Raw genomic sequence first — 17,904 nt, 5'->3', positions numbered from 1 at the left:
CAGCGGTGCGCTGCAGAGCCGGGGCCCACGGGGCGGCATTCTGGGTCCCGGCTCGCGCTACGCGCGTCCAGGACACGAAGCCTAACTCGCCGCCTTCAGCAACCGCTCCGCAGCGGCCCTCGCCTCTGCCGTAATCTCCGCCCCTGCCAGCATGCGGGCGATTTCCTCGCGGCGGTGGTCGGCGGCGAGCGCATTGACGCGGGTGGCGACGCGCTTGCCCTTGTCGAGGGCGTCCTTGGAGATCAGCAGATGCTGGTCGGCGCGGGCGGCGACCTGCGGGGCGTGGGTCACGGCCATCACCTGGACCTTGCCCGCCAGGCGCGCCAGGCGCGCGCCGATGGCGTCGGCCACCGCACCGCCCACGCCGGTGTCGATCTCGTCGAACACCAGCGTCGGCGCCGAACCGCGGTCGGACAGCACGACCTTGAGCGCGAGCAGGAAGCGCGACAGCTCGCCGCCCGAAGCGACCTTCATCAGCGGCCCCGGCTTGGTGCCCGGATTGGTCTGGACCCAGAACTCGACGCGGTCGAAGCCCTGCGGCCCCGGTGCGGCCTCGTCGGTCTCGACCTGGGTCATGAACCTGGCGCGTTCGAGCTTGAGCGGCGCGAGCTCGGCATTGACGGCCTTGTTGAGCTTCTCGGCCGATTTCTGCCGCGCCGCCGACAGCTTCTTGGCGGCGGCGGCATAGCGGCCATCTGCCTCGATCGCGGCCTGCTCCAGCTTCTTCAATTGCGAGGCACCGGCGTCGATCAGCACGACGTCGGCGGCATATTTGGCGGCGAGCGCGGCGAGCCCGTCGACCGGCGTCGAATATTTACGCGAGGCGGCGCGCAAGGCGAACAGCCGCTCCTCGATGCGTTCGAGCTCGGCCGGATCGAAATCGGTTGCGGCCAAGGCGGCCTGGAGATGCTGGTCGGCCTCCTCCAGCGCGTTGATCGCGGCGTCGATCGCCTTGACGGCCGGCTCGACCAGGGCCGGCGAATTGACGCCGCGGCGCTCCAGCCGGCGCACCGCGGCCGAGAGGGCCGCGACCGGCGAATGGTTGCCGCCGACCGCCTCCTGCGCCTCGCGCAGATCGGAGGCGATCTTCTCGCCCTGCATCATGGTGCTCCGGCGGTGGGCGAGCGAGGTCTCCTCGCCGTCCCTGGGCGCGAGCTGCTTCAGCTCGGCCGCGGCGTGGCGCAGATAATCGGCCTCGCGCGCGGCGCGCTCCATGCCGGCGCGATGCGCCTCCAGCGCGGTGTTGGCGGTCCGCCGTGCGTCCCACAGCGCTTCGACCGCGGCGACGTCCTTCTCCAGGCCGGCGAAGGCGTCGAGCAGGCGGCGATGGGTGGCGGCATCGACCAGCGCACGCTCGTCGTGCTGGCCGTGAATCTCGACCAGGGCGGCGCCGACCGCCTTCAGCGTCTGCACGCTGATCGACTGGTCGTTGATGAAGGCGCGGGTGCGGCCGTCGGCGAGCTGCACGCGGCGCAATATCATCTCGCAAGATTCGTCAACGCTCGTGTCGTCGAGGCCGTTCTCGGCGAGGATCTTCGCCGCAGGGTGATTCTTGGGGACGTCGAACACGGCGGTGACCTGCCCCTGCTCCGCGCCGTGGCGCACGAGGCCGGCGTCGCCGCGGCCACCGAGCGCCAGCGCAAAGGCATCGAGCAGGATGGATTTGCCCGCACCGGTCTCGCCGGTCAAAACCGCAAGGCCCGTTGCGAATTCGATATCGAGCCGTTCGATCAGGACGATGTCGCGGATCGATAGACGCGCCAGCATGGAACCAAATTTCCTAGCCGAGGCCCATCTTCTTGAAGGTCTTGCTGATCCAGGACCCCTGATTCTCGCTCGGCTCGAGACCGCCGGATTTTACAAGATTATAGGCGTCCTTGTACCAGCGGCTGTCAGGAAAATTGTGGCCAAGCACGGCCGCCGCGGTCTGCGCCTCGCCGACGATGCCGATCGCCATATAGGCTTCGGTCAGCCGGTACAGCGCCTCCTCGACATGGCGGGTGGTCTGGTACTGGGTGACGACGGTCTTGTAACGGTTGATCGCCGCCGTGTAGTCGCGCTTCTGCGCGTAGTAGCGGCCGACATTCATTTCCTTGCCGGCGAGCTGATCGCGCGCACCTTCGATCTTGGCCTTGGCGGAGGTCGCGTATTCCGAGTTCGGATATTTGCGCACCACCTCTTCCAGCGCGGCGATCGCCTTCTCGGTACGGGTCTGGTCGCGGCTGATGTCCGGGATCTGGTCGTAATGAGAGGCCGCGATCAGATATTGCGCATAGGCCGCATCCGGGCTGCCGGGATGCAGCGTGACGTAGCGGGTGGCCGCGCCGATGCAGCCATCGTAGTCGCCGCCCTGATAGGACGCATAGGCGGACATCAGCAGCGATTTACGGGCCCAGTCGGAATAAGGATGCTGGCGGTCGACCTCTTCGAACTTCTTGTTCGCCGCCTTCATGTCCTTCTTCTCGTTCATGAGGTACAGGCCCTCATTGTAGATCTTGTCGGCGGGCTCCTCGACGAAGGTGTCGTCCTTGGCGGTGAACTTGTCCCAGAGCGAGCCGGTGCCGCAGCCGGCCAGCGGCAGCGCGAGCAGGATGAAGGCGACGGCCTGAAGCAGCCCACGAACTCGCAAGGAGATCGAGAAGTATCCGCGCGTCATACGCTGTGCCGACATGAGTTTAAGCCCTGACGCCCTGTGATGCGGTGCCCGCCAGCCCATGACCCCGTCACGAGCGCGAAATGGTGCCGTGGTGCCTGCCATGCGACCACGCCGATGGATCCGAAAAGCGATCTTTAACCAACCGGATAGGCAGGCAATTCGCCCGGATTAAGGCGAACTTGCCGCAATGCTAGCCGATCATGGTTACCAGGAGTTTCCCGGGGGTGCGCCGCGGCCGGAGGCCCGCGGCAACTGCTCTGTTCAGGACACGTCCGGCCCGTAGGCCGCCGCAACCCGGCCGCCGACGATCCCGCGGCCAACTTCGCCCACGGGACGCGTGGTGCGGCGGATCGCCTCGCCCTCGACCACCCGCCAGGCGGTCCGGTCGGCCAGCAACGCAGTCAGGACGGCGTGGTTGAGCTTGTGGCCGCCACGCACCGAGCGGTAGGCGCCCAGCAGCGGCAGGCCGGCCAGCGAGAGATCGCCGATCACGTCCAGCACCTTGTGGCGGGCGCATTCATCGGCGTAGCGCAGGCCCTCGGTGTTGAGCAGCCGCTCGTCGTCGAACACGACGGTGTTGTCGAAGGAGGCGCCGAGGGCATAACCCGCGCTCCAGAGCCGCGCGACATCGGACATCAGACCGAAGGTCCGGGCCCGGCCGACTTCGCGGCGGAAACGTTCCGGGTTGAGGTCGAAAGTGTAAGCCTGCTGGCCGATGACGGGATTGGTGAAGTCGATCTCGACCTCGACACAGAACCCGTTGGCATGGGGCCTGATTTCGCCGAAGGAATCGCCGATCTTGACCGAGACCGGCTTCAAGACCTGAATGAAGCGGCGCTGGGCCGGCTGGGTCACTATGCCAGCCTGGTCGATCGCCGCAATGAAGGCCGCGGCGCTGCCGTCCATGATCGGCACTTCCGGACCGTCGATCTCGATGGTGGCGTTGTCGACACCCATGCCCCGCAGTGCAGCAAGAACATGCTCGGCAGTGGACACCAGCGGACCGCTGCGATCGCCGAGGACGGTGGCGAAGTCGGTCGCGATCACCTGATCGGCCGTCGCCTGAACTTCGCGATCACTTCCCTCGAGGCCTGTCCGGATAAAAACAAAACCCGCGTCGACAGGCGCGGGCCCAAGCGTGAGAGTGACGGGAAGACCGGAATGAACGCCCACGCCTGCCACGGAGGCTTGCGCACCAAGCGTTGTTTGCCGGCTAAATTTCATCAGGAACCCGCCCCACTACGACCCATTGCGACTTATACGAGACCAACTTGCCCGGCCAGTGCCGGCGCCGCGAATCCGTATCCCCAAGTCACGGCAAACCATAATCACTGCCCCAAACAGCGCCAACTCACGCTTTTTTACCGATTGTTACCCCAAACCCGCCGTATTCGCGCCAAGGCTTAACCAAATTGCGCCGAGCTTTTGGGCCGCTGCCGGCAATTCTACCGAACACCCAAACGCGTAATTAATCATTTAAAATCAGCTGCTTGATTGCACAATCCGGGTGTGCCCGGAAGCAAAGGAAAGGTCCCGGCAACCTGGTTGCCGGGACCTATTTTCGTCCGCCTTATTGTAACAATCCTCAGGTCGCCTGCCGCCGCAGGAAGGCCGGGATATCAAGATGGTCGTCGCCCTGTAGCGCCGGCGCAACAGGCGCGGGACGGCCATGCATGTCCAATCCCTGCGGGGCCGGACGGCGAGCGTACTCGGATACCGGGTCGCTCGATGCGATCTGCTGCGCCACGGTCTTCTGCGGCCGGCGCTCGGGCAGCGGCGGCATCGCGGGGCCGGTGGTGCGGGCCGCAACCGGCGCCTCGCTTTCCTCGTCGCGACGGCCGAGGCCGACGTTGGCGAGGCGCTGCAGCAACGACAGGCGGCTCTTCTGCGGCGCCTCCTCCTCGACCTCACCGCGAGCCTGGCGAAGCTCGGCCTGGGCCGGCATCGGCAGCTCGTCGATGCGCGGCATCCTGGGCGTACGGACCGGGCGCTCGGCCTGCGGCGGGATGAAGGTTTCGGGCGTCATCGGCTCCTGCATCACGGCCGGGGCCTGCTCGGGCTCCGGAAACAGGGTCGGCTTCTGCGCGATCGGACGCACGGTGACGTCGCCGTAGGTCTGCATCGGCGCCGGGGCCTGCGGAACGTCGGCAACGGCAGCCGCGATGGCGGCGAGCGCGGCGCGCTCGACGTTCGGACGGGGCGCCATCGGCGCGGCAGCAACCGGAGCCTGGCTTGCGGCCGGGATCTGCGCTTCCAGCTTCTGGGCGCGCTCCGCCATGCGCTGGTTGTCGGCGCGAAGCCGCGCGGTCAGGTCGGCGAGACGGCTCTCGGCCGCCGCGGCCGGGGCTGCGGGCGCTTGCTGCGCCTGCGGCGCCGGGTTTGCGACGGGGGCGGAGGTGGCCTGGCTGTTGCGGGCAATCGCGGCCTGCTCGATGCCGGTGGCGACGACCGAGACGCGGATCAGGCCGTCGAGCGCTTCGTCGAAGGTCGCGCCGACGATGATGTTGGCGTCCTGGTCGACTTCCTCGCGGATACGGGTCGCGGCTTCGTCGACCTCGAACAGAGTGAGGTCCTTGCCGCCGGTGATCGAGATCAGGAGGCCCTTGGCGCCCTTCATCGAGCTATCGTCGATCAGCGGGTTGGCGATCGCGGCTTCCGCGGCGGTCAGCGCGCGCTTGTCGCCGGAGGCTTCGCCGGTGCCCATCATCGCCTTGCCCATCTCGCGCATGACGGCGCGGACGTCGGCGAAGTCGAGGTTGATCAGGCCTTCCTTGACCATCAGGTCGGTGATGCAGGCGACGCCCGAGTAGAGTACCTGGTCGGCCATCGCGAAGGCGTCGGCGAAGGTGGTCTTCTCGTTGGCGACCCGGAACAGGTTCTGGTTCGGGATGATCAGCAGCGTGTCCACGACCTTGTGCAGCTCGGCGATGCCGGCTTCGGCCGTGCGCATGCGGCGGCCGCCCTCGAAGTGGAACGGCTTGGTCACGACGCCGACGGTGAGGATGCCCATGTCGCGCGCGGTCTTGGCGATGACGGGAGCCGCGCCGGTGCCGGTGCCGCCGCCCATGCCGGCGGTGACGAACACCATGTTGGCGCCCGAGAGATGGTCGCGCAGCTCGTCGATCACCTCTTCCGCCGCCGCGGCGCCGACGTTCGGCTGCGAGCCGGCACCCAAGCCTTGCGTGACCGCGGTGCCCATCTGCACGATGCGCTGCGCCTTCGACATCGTCAGCGCCTGCGCGTCGGTGTTGGCGACCACGAAGTCGACGCCCTGAAGGCCGGCCGTGATCATGTTGTTGACGGCGTTGCCACCGGCGCCGCCGACGCCGAACACGGTGATCCGGGGCTTCCAGTTCGTGAATATCAGGAACATTGATGCTGATGGTCATGGTTGCCTCTCGATCACGCGCGCGTGGGTTCGCCCCGGCCGGCGGCCGCGGGTGTTGGTGAAAGTCGGGAATTGCGGAAATGAATCATCAGAAGCCCTCGCGTAGCCATCGTCCGACCTTTCCGAAATAACCGCCGGTCCCTGTCTTGACCTGGTGCCGCGTATGCCGCGGTTCGACATGTTCGAGGTGAACATATTGCGGGTAGACGAGGAGTCCGGCCGGCACCGCAAACGCGGCGTTCTTCGCCTCGTTGGGCAGCCGGCCGAAGCCGAGCGGACGTCCGACCCGCACGGGCCGGCCGAGAATCTGGGTGCCGAGCTCGACGAGGCCGGTGAGCTGCGAGGCTCCGCCCGAGAGCACGACGCGGCCGTTGGGCTCTGAGGCGAAGGGCGAATCCTTCAGCTTGTCCCGAACCATTTCGAAGACTTCCTCGGCACGGTGCTTGACGATGTTGGCGATGGTGGCGCGGGAGACGATCTGCGGCAGATCCTGCTCGTCACCGGCTGTCGGCACAGACATCAGCTCACGCGAGTCCGATCCGCCGGTGATGACGGTGCCGTATAACGTCTTGATTCGCTCGGCATCGGCAATGGTCGCGGAGAGTCCGCGCGCCAGATCCATCGTGATGTGTTGCCCGCCGACCGCAAAACCCGCCGCATGCACGAAACGGCCGCCTGAATAAACGGCAATCGTGGTGGTGCCGGCGCCCATCTCGACGACGGCAGCGCCGAGATCGGCCTCGTCGTCGGTCAGCACCGACAGGCCGGCCACATAAGGGCTCGCCGCCATGGCTTCGACATTGATGTGGCAGCGTTCGACCGCCAGCATCAGGTTCCGTGCCACGGTGGCGTCGCAGGTGACGACGTTCATGTCGACGCCGAACTGATGGGCAACCATGCCGCGGGGGTCGCGGATGCCCTTGACGCCATCGAGCGTGTAGCCGACCGGCAGCGCGTGCAGCACGGTGCGGCCCTCGCCGGTGGCGTGACGCATGCCGGTGGAGGTGACGCGGCTGACGTCGGCCTGCGTCACGGCACCACCCCGGATGTCGGCGGCGGCTTCGACCAGCTGGCCGGACAGCCGGCCGCCGGAGACCGAGAGCAGCACGGACTCGACCCGCACCTTGGCCATCTTCTCCGCGAGCGCGACGGCCTGGCGCACCGCCTGCTCGCATTCGCCGAGATCGATCACCGCGCCGGCCTTCATGCCGCGCGACTGGATCTGGCTGTATCCGATCAATTCCACCGCATGGGTGCGGCCGCGCAGCGCCTCGCTCGGCGGCGACGGCTTCAGCCGCGCGATCATGCAGGCGATCTTGCTGGTGCCGATGTCGAGGCAGGCGACGAGGCCGCCGCGCTTGTGCGGCATCGGGCGCGTCTTCGGCGTCTGGGTGCGATCGAGACCGGTCATGCGGAATCCCCGGCCTTCTTTTTCTTTTTGTCCTTGAACAGATCCTCGCGCGCCTTGGCGGCGTCCTCGGACAGCTGCACCACCAGCCGATCGGGCAGGCGCATGTCGACGGCGACGATGTCGCGGGAGAACAGCCTGTCCTCCTTGTCGAGCCTGGACAGCATCGCGAGCGCGTTGCCGACGTCCTGCTCGGGCAGACGGATGTCGAGACCGTCCTTGAGCCTCAGATTCCAGCGCCGCTCGCCGACGTAGATCGCGGCTTTCGTCACCGCATTGACCTGCGGATAGCGCGCCAGCAGCGCCAGGAAATCGCGCGCCTGGGTCTCGGCGCCCTTGCCGACCACGAGCGGCAGCGTCAGGAAGCGACGCGAGACGTAGGGCTCGAGCACGGCGCCGTCATCGGCGATGACCGAGAGCCGGCCGGCCTCCTGCCACAGCGCGAACGCCTTGCGCTCGGTGAGCTCGATCATGAGCTGGCCCGGATAGAGCTTCAGCACGGTCGCATCCGCGATCCAGGGATTGGCCTTGAGCTTGTCGCGCACCGCGTCGGCGTCGAGGAACAGCAGCGAAGACCGGCCGCTGACGCCGCCGATCGCCAGGATCTCGTCCTGGGTGAGCTGCTTGCGGCCGTTGATCACGACGGAGGTGATGCGGAATCCGGCGGAATTGGCCAGCGCGTTGCGGGCGTCGCTGACCGCGGTGATGAAATCCTGGAGATGGCCGCCCTTGACGATGCCGAAGCCGCAGCTGCCGATCAGCAGCAGAACGGTCATGCTGATTCCGACACGGCGCGGCAGATAGCGCTCGACCAGCGCGACCACGCGCGGCGGCGGCTCGCGCTCGACGACGGCCTTTGCCCTGGTCTTGTCCTTGGCGGCGGCGCGCGCCGCCTCAAGTCTTTCCTGGCGCTTGTCCTGCACCCACTCGCGCAGAAGCACGACCGCTCCGACAGCGGCCGCCTTCAGGTCAGCTTGGGGCCTCAGCGATCTGAAAAGAGACCGGGTGAGGCTTCCTGCTCCATCCATTGCACGAGCTCGTCAACAGTTTGGCCGCGACATCGCGCGGATCCTGGCGAACATGACGTCCTGGACGTGCCGGGCCGGGTGCTGGTCTTCAGCAGAAGAAAACCTCTCCCCTTCAAAGCGTTCGCTGGAGGTGACATCACCCGCGACAGCTCACGCGCCGGCAGCCAAAGCGCCATATGCGCCGCCAGCGTTAACCTTCGGACGTCCTGGTAAACAAAAGGTAAAATTCGTTAACGTCCGGCGCATTTTGCCCCGCCATGTGAGGCATTTATGCCGCGATGTCCGGCATTTTACCGGTTTTGGACGCCAAACCGGCCCGTTTCGCCGATCCGGCCGTTAACCAGTCCTAATTATTTCCGCACACCCCGCTGCGCGAGCTCCACCAGGTCGCGCAGGAAGTCGACGAATGCGATCCCCTCGGCTTTCAGCGCCTTGGGGTAGAGCGAGGACTTGGTCAGCCCGGGCAGCGTGTTGGTCTCGAGAAAGACGAGGCCCTTGTCCGAGACGATGAAATCCGACCGGGAATAGCCGGTGCATGACATCGCGCGGTGCGCCAGCATCGCCTGCGCCTTCAGCGCGGCGGTGATCTCGGGCGCGAAACGGCCGGGGCAGATCTCCTGGGTCGATTTCAGGAGATATTTCGCGGCGTAGTCGAAATTGCCCTCGCCCGGAATGATCTCGATCGGCGGCAGCGCGATGATCGAGCCATCGGTGCGCTCCAGCACACCGCAGGTCGCCTCGACGCCGGCGATGTAGGGCTCGATGACATACTCTTCGTGCCTGGCCGCGCTACGGACGGCGACGAGATCCTGCTTGGCGTTGACGAAGATCAGGCCGTAGCTCGAGCCGTCGCGCGCCGGCTTCGCGATCAGCCTGCCGTATTCGGCAAAGGCCTCGTCGATGTTGTCGAGCGCAACGTTTGCCGGCGGCGTCACACCGCCGAGGGCGGCAAACCGCTTGGCCGCGACCTTGTCGAAGGCAAGATGCGAGGAGGCCGAGCCTGAGCCGGTGAAGGGCACGCCGCGCGCCTCGCACATCACCTGCAATTCGCCGTTCTCGGCACGCCCGCCATGCAGACCGAGCACCAGCACGCGCCCCTCGGCCTTGGCCTGGTCGAGTGCCTGCTCCAAGGGAATGCCGCGCGTGCCCGGCTTGAACTCGTCCTCGAAGGGGCGAGCATGTTCGAGCAGTTGCTTGGACTGCACGACATGCACCTTGTCCTCGACGTCCCACCACCAGAGATCCGCCTCGGGCAGCGCCTGATGCAGCGCCTGCGCCGAGGCGACCGAGACAAGACGCTCCCGGTTGGAGCCGCCGAAGAGGATGGTGATGCGCATGTTTCCTCGCATTAGTCATTCCGGGATGGTGCGCAGCACCAGACCCAGGAATCTCGAGATCCGGGTTCGCGCTTCGCGCGCCCCGGAATGACTGTTAAATCGGAATCCCGATCCGCTTGATTTCCCAGTGTAGCTCGATCCCGGAACTTGCCTTCACCCGTTCGCGCACGGTCTCGCCCAACGTCTCGATGTCGTGCGCGGTGGCATCGCCGGTGTTGATCAGGAAATTGCAGTGCATCTCCGAGACCTGCGCGCCGCCGACGCGCAGGCCGCGGCAGCCGGCGGCGTCGACCAGCTTCCAGGCGGAATGGCCGGGCGGATTCTTGAAGGTGGAGCCGCCGGTCTTCTCGCGGATCGGCTGCGCGGTTTCGCGATGGCTCTGCACCTCCACCATGCGCGCGCGGATCGCTTCCGCGTCCCTGATCTCACCGCGAAAGCGCGCGGAGGTGAAGATAATGGAAGGATCGACGCCGCTGCTCCGGTAGACGAACTTCATGTCGGCATTGGAGAATACGTGCTTGGTGCCGTCGCGCCCGACGCCCCTCGCCTCGATCAGCACGTCCTTGGTCTCGCCGCCATTGGCGCCCGCATTCATGCGCAAGGCGCCGCCGATCGTGCCGGGAATGCCGAAGTAGAATTCGAGCCCGCCGATATTGGCGGACGCCGCCACTTCCGCCACCCGCTTGTCGAGCGCGGCCGCTCCGGCGGTGACGACATCGCCGCTCGCGCTGGCCTCGCCGAAGGCGCGCGGCGAAAGGCGGATCACCACGCCCGCGATGCCGCCGTCGCGCACGATGAGGTTGGAGCCGACACCGACGACGTAAACCGGGATGTCGGCAGCAAGGTGCGCGAGGAAGTAAGCCAGATCGTCCTCGTCCGCCGGCGTGAACAGCACCTGTGCCGGACCGCCGACGCGAAACCAGGTCAGTTCGGCGAGCGACTGATTGGCGAGCAGCCGGCCGCGAAGGTCGGGCATCGCGGCTTTGAGCGAGGGCGTGATGTCGGGGAAGCTCATGCGACCGCGCCGCCTCCGCGAAAATCTAGCTCGTGCAAGGCAGGCGCATTGCTTCTATTCCCTCCCCCTTGTGGAGGAGGGTCAGGGAGGGGCGTAGCCCCAAGCGAGGTCGGAGTTCGTGGCTACCCCTCTCCCCCACCCTCCCCCACAAGGGGGAGGGAGCGCAGTGTGCTTCATGGCGAACAGCGAAATCAAAATCACCGCCCTACCCCAACGCCTTCAATTCGCCGGGCAATGCATACGCCCATTGCGTGATGTTGCCGGCGCCGAGGCACACGACGAGATCGCCCGGCTTCGCCACGCCCTTGACGATGCCCGCGAGCTCCGATGCCGCCGGCAGCGGGATCACCTCGCGATGGCCATGGGCGCGCAAGCCGTCGACGAAATGATCGCGGTCGATACCCTCGATCGGCGCTTCGCCGGCGGCATAGACGTCGGCAACGATGACCGCGTCGGCGTCGTTGAAGCAGGTGCAGAATTCCTCGAACAGCGACTGCAGGCGGGTGTAGCGATGCGGCTGCACCACGGCGATCACCTTGCCGGCGTAGGAATCGCGCGCCGCTTTCAGTACGGCTGCGATCTCCACGGGGTGATGGCCGTAATCATCGATGACGGTGACGCCGTTCCACTCGCCGGTCTTGGTGAAGCGGCGCTTGACGCCGCCGAAGCCGGCCATCGCCTTGCGGATCGCCTCGTCCGACACACCGAGCGCATGCGCGACCGCAATCGCCGCCGTCGCGTTCGAGGCGTTGTGCCGGCCCGGCATCGGCAGCGCGAGGTCGGCGATCTCGTGCAGGGTGCCGGCCTTGCGGTCGCGGATCACGACCTTGAATTTCGAGCCGCCGCCGCCCGCGGTGAGATCGACCAGCCGCGCATCGGCCTGCGGATTCTCGCCGTAGGTGATGATGCGGCGGTCCTCGATCTTGCCGACGAGGCTCTGCACCACGGGATGATCGATGCACATCACGGCAAAGCCGTAGAACGGCAGGTTCTCGACGAAATGGCGGAAGGCGTCCTGCACGGCCTCGAAGGTCTTGAAGTGATCGAGGTGCTCGGGGTCGACATTGGTGACGATGGCGACATCGGTCGGCAGCTTCAAGAACGTGCCGTCGCTCTCGTCGGCCTCGACCACCATCCAGTCGCCGGCCCCCAGCCGCGCGTTGGAGCCATAGGCATTGATGATGCCGCCGTTGATCACGGTGGGGTCGAGCCCGCCGGCGTCGAGCAGCGTCGCGACCATCGTGGTCGTCGTGGTCTTGCCGTGCGTGCCGGCAATGGCGACGCAACTCTTCAGCCGCATCAGCTCGGCCAGCATCTCGGCGCGGCGCACCACGGGAATGCGACGTTCGCGCGCCGCCATCAGTTCCGGATTGTCGCGCTTGATCGCGGTGGAGACCACGACCACCTCGGCGCCGTCGATATTCTCGGCCTTGTGGCCGACCGAAACCTTCGCGCCCTTCTTGCGCAGCCGGTCGAGATTGTAATTGTCGGAGGCATCCGAGCCCTGCACGGCGTAGCCGAGATTGACCAGCACCTCGGCGATCCCGCTCATGCCGATCCCGCCGATCCCGACGAAGTGGATGGGTCCGATCTCGCGCGGCAGTCTCATGGGATCTCCTTGACGTCGCGAAGCCTGAGATTCAAATCAAGCGGCGTCGGCTATTGGATGCCCCGCTTTCGCGGGGCATGACAAGGGGCATTTTTGGTCATTCCGGGGTCCTCGCACCGCGAGCGAACCCGGAACCTCGAGATCCGGATCGGTCTGCTTCGCGTACCGTCCGGAATGACGGGTGTTATACCCCCGCGACCTTGACCACGAGATCGGCAAGCCGCTCGGCCGCATCGAGCCGGCCCGCGCTTCGGGCCGCTTCCGCCATGGCGGCGAGGCGCGCCGGCTCGGCGGCGAAGGCAGAGATTTCGGACGCCAGCCGGTCGGAGGTGAACTCGGTCTGCGGGATACGGATCGCGCCGTCGACCTTGGCCAGCACGCCGGCATTGGCGAACTGGTCCTGGTCGATCGAGCCGGGCAACGGCACCAGGATCGAGGGCCTGCCGATCGCCGCGAGCTCGGCCACCGTGCCGGCACCGGAGCGCGATACCACGAGATGATTGGAGGCAAGCCGTGCCGGCAGATCGGTAAAGAACGGCGCGAGCTCGGCCTTGATCTTGAGCTTGTCATAGACCGCGCGCACGCGGCTCATGTCCTCCTCGCGTACCTGCTGGGTGAGGACGAGGCGATCCCATAACGCCGGCTCGAGCCGCTCGATCGCACCGGGCACGATGTCGGCCATGATGCGCGCGCCCTGGCTGCCGCCGACGACGAGCAGGCGCAGCGGGCCGTTCACCTCGGGGGCGGCATATTTCACCCCAGCGGCTGCGAGGATCGCCGGCCGCATCGGCGTGCCGACGGTCGTGGTCTTGGCCGCCAGCGCGGGATCGCGGTCGAGCACACCGGGCAAGGACGTCGCAATGGCGCGGACATGGCTCGACAGGAACCGGTTGGCGCGGCCGAGCACCGCGTTGGCGTCGTGGATGATCCCAGGCACGCCGGCGAATTTCGCCGCGACCAGCGGCGGCAGCGTCGGATAGCCGCCGAAGCCGACGACGGCGACGGGCTTCAAGCGCTTGATCAGGCGATACGCGGAGAGCGTGCCGGCAGCGAGCGTGAAGCCGGCATAGGCGAGTTGCAGCGGATTGCGGCCGCGCGCGGTCTCGCTGGCCACGACGTCGATCATGTCCTTGCTGAACAGCCCGCTATAGCGCAGCGCGCGCTCGTCGGTGACGAGGCGGACGCGATAGCCGCGCCGGATCAATTCGACGCCGAGCGCCTCGGCCGGAAACAGATGGCCGCCGGTGCCGCCCGCGGCGAGAAGAATCAGGGGGAGTTGTCCATAATGGAGGAGTTTTACAGTGTCTCAGCCGTCATTGCGAGCGCAGCGAAGTAATCCAGAATCCCTCCGCGGAGACAGCCTGGATTGCTTCGTCGCTTCGCTCCTCGCAATGACGAGCTAAGCGTAACTGCGCATCGCCTCGGCGTGGCCGCTGGCTTCGACCTCGGTGCGCGGGCGCAGGCGCGTCAGCGCCAGCATCATGCCGACGCCATAGGCGAGCGACACGATCGAGGAGCCGCCATAGGAGATGAACGGCAGCGTCATGCCCTTGGCCGGGATGAGCTGGAGGTTGACCGACATGTTGATCGCCGCCTGCACGCCGAACAGGATCGCCAGCCCCGAAGCGGCGAAGCGCGAGAACATGTCCTCATTGGCATAGGCGCGCGACAGCGTGCGGATGACGACGAAGGCGAACAGCGCCAGCATGGCAAGGCACAGGATGATGCCGAACTCCTCGGCAGCGACGGCGAACACGAAGTCGGTGTGACTGTCCGGCAGGCTGCGCTTGGCGATGCCCTCGCCGGGCCCGAGCCCGAACCAGCCGCCGTTGTAAAAGGCTTCCATGGCGGTATCGACCTGGAAGGTGTCGCCGGAGGCCGGATTCATGAAGCGCCTGATGCGCCCCGCCACGTGCGGGACGAACAGATAGGCGCTGAACAGCCCGGCGGCGCCGAGGCCTGCGAGACCGAACACCCAGATCATGCGCATGCCCGCAATGAAGAACAGCGAGCCCCACACCATCAGGACCAGCATGGTCTGGCCGAAGTCGGGCTCCATCACCAGGAGCGCGACCAGCATCAAGAGCAGCACCAGTGCCATCGTGGTCGCCGGCATCTCCGGGCGCCTGGTCGATTCCGCGAACAGCCATGCCGCGATCACGACGAAGGACGGCTTTGCGATTTCGGAAGCCTGGATGTTGACGCCGAGCAGCGTGATCCAGCGCCGCGAGCCTTTTACTTCCGGACCGATTGCAAGAGTGAGCACGATCAGGACGATGCTGATCGCGAAGATGATCAGCGCGCTGCGGCGGATCGAGCGCGGGGACAGGAAGGATACTCCGAGCAGCACGATGCAGGACGGCAGCAGGAACAGCACGTGGCGGCTGAAGAAGTGGAAGGGCTCGAGCCCGATGCGGGTCGCAACCGGGGGCTTGCCGCCAGCGACAGGATCACCCCGGTCAGCATCAGCGCCACGATGGCGCCCATCAGCGGCTTGTCGACGGTCCACCACCACTCGGAAAAGGGGGTGCGTTCTTCACGGGAGAGCATGGGCGGCCGCTTTCGGACGGAGGTCCGTTCATTGGTCGCCGAGGTTGGTTACCGGAGGGTTAATAGCTTGTTCAAGTTTTGAAGAGTCTCGTGCCCCGGACGCAGCGCAGCGCCTTTTGCGGTGCGCTGCAGAGCCGGGGCCCATCTTTCGGATACCTTCCGAGAATTTTCTCGGTCCCGGCTCTGCGGAGCGTCACTTCGTGCCGCACCGCGTCCGGGACACGAGACCGCTCACACCACCGGCTTCACACCTGGCAGCGCCTGCACCAGTTCGCGGAACCTGGTGCCGCGGATCTCGAAATTGCGGTACTGGTCGAAGGAGGCGCAGGCCGGCGACAGCAGCACGACGGCGTCGGCAAGGCCCGAGGCTTCCGCATCGCGCGCGGCGTGCTCGACCGCGACGTCGAGCGTCTGGCTGATCTCGTGCGGCACCTGCGTGCCCAGCGTTCCCGAGAACTCCTGCGCGGCCTCGCCGATCAGATAGGCTTTGCGGATGCGCGGGAAGAAACCGGTCAGGCCAGTGATCCCGCCGGCTTTGGGCTTGCCGCCGGCGATCCAGAAGATCTCCGAAAATGACGACAGCGCATGCGCGGTGGCGTCCGCGTTGGTGCCCTTGGAATCGTTGACGAACAGCACGTTGCCGCGGCGGCCGACCTGCTCCATGCGATGCGCAAGGCCCGGAAAGCTGCGCAGGCCGTTCTGCAGCACCTCCAAGCTGATGTCCATCGCAAGCGCGGCGGCGGCGGCACACGCCGCGTTCTGCGCGTTGTGCTGGCCACGGAGCGAGCCGATGCCGCCGAGCGCTGCCACTTCGCTGCGGGCACCGCCGGAAGAACGCACGATGTCGCCATGCTCGACATAGATGCCGCTCGCCAGCGGGTTCTTGACGGAGATGCGCACCACGTTCTTGCCGGCACGGTCGAGCCGGTCGGCGATGTCGCGGCAGAAGCCGTCGTCGACGCCGACGATCGCCGTGCCGCCGTCCTGCACGCCGGCAACGAGGCGCTCCTTCACGGCGGCGTAGTGTTCGATGGTGCCGTGGCGGTCGATATGGTCCTCGCTGACATTGAGCAGGATGCCGACGGAGGGATCGAGCGACGGCGTGAGGTCGATCTGGTAGGACGACATCTCGATGACGTGGACGCGGCCCATGCGCGGCGGCTCCAGCGACAGGATCGCGGTGCCGATATTGCCGCCCATCTGGGTGTCGTAGCCGGCGACCTTGGTGAGATGCGCGATCAGCGCCGTCGTGGTCGACTTGCCGTTGGTGCCGGTGATGGCGATGAACGGCGCATCCGGCGCGTGCCGCCGCCGCTCGCGGCAGAACAGCTCGATGTCGCCGATCACCTCGACGCCCGCTTCGCGCGCCTTCAACACGCTCCAATGCGGCACCGGATGGGTCAGCGGCACGCCGGGCGCGAGCACGAGGGCCGCGAAATTCGCCCAGGACACGCTGCGCAGATCGGCAGTGATGAATCCGGCCTGCGCGGCCTTGGCGACGTTCTCGGCATTGTCGTCCGCCGCGATCACCTCGGCGCCACCGGCTTTCAGCGCGTGGCAGGAGGCGAGCCCCGAGCCGCCGAGGCCGAACACCGCGACGGTCTTGCCGGCGAAGGATGTGACCGGAATCATGATGACTCCATCTCGGTCGTTCCGGGGCTCGCGGAGCGAGAACTATGGTGCGCAATTGCGCACCAGAGAACCTCGAGATCCCGGGTTCGACGCTGACGCGTCGCCCCGGAATGACGGCAAAATTGGATCACCGCGACCATCATCACCGCAGCTTCAGCGTGGACAGGCCGGCGAGCGCCAGCATCACCGAGATGATCCAGAACCGGATCACGATCTGCGGCTCGGTCCAGCCGAGCTGCTCGAAATGGTGATGGATCGGCGCCATGCGGAAGATGCGCTTGCCGGTGAGCTTGAACGACACCACCTGCACGATGACGGAGACGGCCTCCAGCACGAACAATCCGCCGATCACGGCGAGCACGATCTCGTGCTTCACCGCGACCGCGATGGCGCCGAGCATGCCGCCGAGCGCGAGCGAGCCGGTGTCGCCCATGAAGATCGAGGCCGGCGGCGCGTTGAACCAGAGGAAGCCGAGGCCGGCGCCCAATAGCGCGCCGCAGAGCACTGCGAGCTCGCCGGTGCCGGCGACATATTTGATCTGGAGATATTCGGCGAACACCGCGTTGCCGGCGAGATAGGCGATCATCGCAAAGCTCGCGGTCGCGATCATCACCGGAACGATGGCGAGGCCGTCGAGACCATCGGTGAGGTTGACCGCGTTGCCCGAACCGACGATGACGAAGGCGCCGAAGACGACGAAGAACCAGCCGAAATGCAGCACGGTGTCCTTCAGGAACGGAATCGTCAGCGCGGTCGAGGCGGGGTCGCGGTTCAGCCGCACCAGCGCGTAGCAGGCCACCAGCGCGATCGCCGCCTCGATCAGGAGGCGAAGCTTGCTGCCGAACCCGGTCGTGGTCTGCTTGGTCACCTTGAGGTAATCGTCATAGAAGCCGACGAAGCCGAAGCCGAGCGTCACCGCCAGCACGATCCAGACGTAGGGGTTGAGCGGATTGGCCCACAGCACGGTGCCGACCGTGAGGCCGGACAGGATCATCAGCCCGCCCATCGTCGGCGTGCCCTTCTTGGCGAGATGCGATTGCGGACCGTCGGTCCGGATCGGCTGGCCCTTGCCCTGGCGGATGCGCAGATGGTCGATGATCCAGGGCCCGAACAGAAACACGAACAGCGCGCCGGTGACCACCGCGCCGCCCGTGCGGAAGGTGATGTAGCGGAAGACGTTCAGGAAGGTGCGGACGGCACCGAAGCCCGGAAATGTGTTGGAGAGCTCGATCAGCCAGTAAAACATTCAGTCGGTCCTATCGCGCCAATGCACGCGGTTTT

11 protein-coding genes and 2 pseudogenes are annotated in these 17,904 nt (G+C 66.5%); all 13 read right to left on the bottom strand.

The annotated features are described in order from the left end of the window. Positions 1-81: 81 nt before the first annotated feature. The 13 genes and pseudogenes from recN to mraY all read right to left on the bottom strand — a co-directional run bounded on the left by recN (position 82) and on the right by mraY (position 17,869). Complete coding sequence (gene recN / locus ACETMP_RS30895) at positions 82-1,767, bottom strand: DNA repair protein RecN (RefSeq protein WP_375159092.1); 1,686 nt, start codon at positions 1,765-1,767, stop codon at positions 82-84. 13 nt (positions 1,768-1,780) lie between these two features. After that, the gene (locus ACETMP_RS30890; protein ID WP_375159091.1) at positions 1,781-2,671 is read right to left on the bottom strand and encodes an outer membrane protein assembly factor BamD; all 891 of its coding nucleotides are present in this window, start codon (positions 2,669-2,671) and stop codon (positions 1,781-1,783) included. A gap of 246 nt (positions 2,672-2,917) precedes the next feature. Continuing rightward, the gene (gene lpxC / locus ACETMP_RS30885) at positions 2,918-3,880 is read right to left on the bottom strand and encodes a UDP-3-O-acyl-N-acetylglucosamine deacetylase (RefSeq protein ID WP_375159090.1); all 963 of its coding nucleotides are present in this window, start codon (positions 3,878-3,880) and stop codon (positions 2,918-2,920) included. Positions 3,881-4,241: 361 nt separating this feature from the next. Beyond that, a pseudogene (ftsZ, locus tag ACETMP_RS30880) lies at positions 4,242-6,045 on the bottom strand (cell division protein FtsZ). A gap of 87 nt (positions 6,046-6,132) precedes the next feature. Beyond that, positions 6,133-7,455 carry a cell division protein FtsA gene (gene ftsA, locus ACETMP_RS30875; protein ID WP_375159089.1) on the bottom strand — a complete coding sequence of 441 codons (1,323 nt, stop codon included), beginning with the start codon at positions 7,453-7,455 and terminating at the stop codon, positions 6,133-6,135. Continuing rightward, complete coding sequence (locus ACETMP_RS30870) at positions 7,452-8,480, bottom strand: cell division protein FtsQ/DivIB (protein ID WP_028138068.1); 1,029 nt, start codon at positions 8,478-8,480, stop codon at positions 7,452-7,454. The genes ftsA and ACETMP_RS30870 overlap by 4 nt, the downstream gene beginning before the upstream one ends. A gap of 350 nt (positions 8,481-8,830) precedes the next feature. After that, a complete protein-coding gene (locus tag ACETMP_RS30865; protein WP_375159088.1) occupies positions 8,831-9,817 on the bottom strand; it encodes a D-alanine--D-alanine ligase in 987 nt (328 codons plus the stop codon). A 94-nt stretch (positions 9,818-9,911) separates the two neighbouring features. Next, entirely contained in the window at positions 9,912-10,832 is a 921-nt protein-coding gene (gene murB / locus ACETMP_RS30860) for a UDP-N-acetylmuramate dehydrogenase (RefSeq protein ID WP_375159087.1), read from the bottom strand. 205 nt (positions 10,833-11,037) lie between these two features. After that, a complete protein-coding gene (murC, locus tag ACETMP_RS30855) occupies positions 11,038-12,441 on the bottom strand; it encodes a UDP-N-acetylmuramate--L-alanine ligase (protein ID WP_375159086.1) in 1,404 nt (467 codons plus the stop codon). Between the two features lie 184 nt (positions 12,442-12,625). After that, positions 12,626-13,711 carry an undecaprenyldiphospho-muramoylpentapeptide beta-N-acetylglucosaminyltransferase gene (gene murG, locus ACETMP_RS30850; protein WP_375162034.1) on the bottom strand — a complete coding sequence of 362 codons (1,086 nt, stop codon included), beginning with the start codon at positions 13,709-13,711 and terminating at the stop codon, positions 12,626-12,628. Positions 13,712-13,840: 129 nt separating this feature from the next. Further along, positions 13,841-14,991: pseudogene (ftsW, locus tag ACETMP_RS30845) on the bottom strand (putative lipid II flippase FtsW). Positions 14,992-15,222: 231 nt separating this feature from the next. Beyond that, entirely contained in the window at positions 15,223-16,623 is a 1,401-nt protein-coding gene (murD, locus tag ACETMP_RS30840) for a UDP-N-acetylmuramoyl-L-alanine--D-glutamate ligase (RefSeq protein WP_375159085.1), read from the bottom strand. Between the two features lie 142 nt (positions 16,624-16,765). After that, positions 16,766-17,869 (bottom strand): phospho-N-acetylmuramoyl-pentapeptide-transferase, encoded by a 1,104-nt coding sequence (gene mraY, locus ACETMP_RS30835; protein ID WP_375159084.1) that lies wholly within the window; start codon positions 17,867-17,869, stop codon positions 16,766-16,768. Between the last annotated feature and the right edge of the window lie 35 nt (positions 17,870-17,904).

It is taken from the genome of Bradyrhizobium dasycarpum, from assembly GCF_042019905.1.
Taxonomy (GTDB): domain Bacteria; phylum Pseudomonadota; class Alphaproteobacteria; order Rhizobiales; family Xanthobacteraceae; genus Bradyrhizobium; species Bradyrhizobium japonicum_B.
This window is presented reverse-complemented; position numbering and strand designations above follow the sequence as displayed.